Raw genomic sequence first — 1939 nt, 5'->3', positions numbered from 1 at the left:
CTGAAATATTACAAAAAGGGCATCAGTTTTTTATGGAAGCTAGAGGTTTTTACCATCAGGAGCAGGAAATCAGAGAAACCATTGATATCTATATAAAACAACTTAATATGCATTTAGCTAGTGAAGATATTATAAATACTAATGAGGACAACACTATACTCGTTGATTTTGTAAAAAGGTTTCTGCAAATGCATCAATCAGTTCAAAATAGAGCTACATTAAAAAATTATATTATTGACCTACAGTGTGCTATCTCTAAAAAAGAAATTACAAAGAATACTCTTCATGCATCACATATCGAAAAAATCCAACAAAAACTGATTACTCAGTATAACACCTTATCCCTAAATGAAAAAGTAAACATCGTCATCAATCATAAATGGAGGAAACAACTGGGGCATGTTTTCAACAATACAATAAAACCTTTAGGAAATATTACAGAATCTTCTCCTAGTACTACTAATATCCTTTCGATATCAAAAACAAAAAATGTTCCTCTTTTTACGGCAATCAATAGGCAACCAAAACAAATTAGTACTAATACATTTCGTCTCAATGGTGCATTAGGAGAATTATTAGGTGACTTAGAAAAGTTTGAATTAGCACTTACTATAGAAGGGGATCAGGGAGGTGGGAAAACAAGGTTTACGTATCAATTAGCAGACGCTTTTGCAGATATAGGAAATCAAATCGGTATTTTTACTTTAGAGATAGGGAAACACTCTGATCTCATCACTAGAATGAAACAAGAGTATTTACAGTCTAAAAATCAGGGTAAAATATTCATTACAGATCAATTGCCTGATGGATATGATACCATTTCGAGAGCAGCGAAAGACTTTGATGTGATCATTATTGATAGTTGGAATAAGACAAGGTTACTTTCACAAGATTTTGATCGATTACGAAAACAACATCCAGAGACTATATTTATAGTTATTTTTCAGCGGACTACACAAAAAACTATACGAGGAGGAACAGCTCCATTATTTGATTCAGGGATTAATATAGAAATAATTAAAGTAGATGATACATTCAGAAATAATTATGCAGTTACTTCTAAAAACAGATACGGAGTAACAGGAATTAAATATAATATTTTTAGTAAAGAAGTTATAGGAGATACAGAGACGATCTCACAACCATTAACGGATTTATAAATCTATTTTGGTTAATAAACTGGTCAAAAATCCAGAACAGTATTCAAAGCCTCGTCAGTTTTAGTATGATCAAAATTGGACTGATATCCAATAGTTGTACTTAAATGTGAATGTCGGTATAGCTTTTGAAGCATTTGTACAGGAATATTAGCTCCTGCAATATTACCAAAACTGTGCCTAGAAATATGATTGGTGAGTTTTTTGTTGATTTTAGCTTGTTTAGCAATTTTTTTAAGATGTTGATTAAATTTTGCTCCAGCTGAATTGATTTTTCGTTCAATATCTTTAGCATCCTTTAGGTTTGCTTTTTTCAACTCTGGAAATATAAAATCAGTATGACTCATTTTATCTTTTTCATAGAGAGACAGTATGTGCAACGCTTTTCTAGGAAGTTCAAGGGAATCAGGTTTTTCATTTTTTCCCATCTGATAATACAATCTCCCACTTTGGATATCTTGCCATTTTAAGTGCAATGTATCACTAATACGTATTCCTGCTAAGTAAAAAGAAAAAAGAAATACATTTCTGGTGTGCCATGTCGTGGAGCCTTCTTCTAACTCTAAAATTTCAATCCTTTTTATCTCTTCCTTATCCAATCCTATTTTTAAAGTTTTACCGTGCTTTATTTTGAACTTACGTTTTCCAAATGGATAATATTCTGAATCCACAATTCCTTCAGTAATTGCTTTATTAAATATAGTTCGTACAACTGATAAGCAATTGGCTCTGGAAGTTTTGGATTTTAAACCATTCACTTTCATATATACCTCATACCTCTT

At 31.5% G+C, this 1939-nt stretch carries 2 protein-coding genes; one reads left to right on the top strand and one right to left on the bottom strand.

Annotated elements, in window-relative coordinates; translation table 11 throughout:
* On the top strand, positions 1–1160 hold a 1160-nt coding region (locus N456_RS24390), incomplete at its 5' end, for an antirestriction protein (RefSeq protein WP_158447864.1).
* A gap of 23 nt (positions 1161–1183) precedes the next feature.
* On the opposite strand, the gene N456_RS09010 is transcribed toward N456_RS24390, so the two are convergent.
* Positions 1184–1939: tyrosine-type recombinase/integrase (locus N456_RS09010; protein ID WP_148639271.1), on the bottom strand; the 756-nt coding region annotated here is incomplete at its 5' end.

This window comes from Aquimarina longa SW024, from assembly GCF_001401755.1.
In the GTDB taxonomy this organism is placed as follows: Bacteria; Bacteroidota; Bacteroidia; order Flavobacteriales; family Flavobacteriaceae; genus Aquimarina; species Aquimarina longa.
Note: the sequence above shows the minus strand (reverse complement) of the source record. Positions and strands in the feature narration are given on the sequence as shown.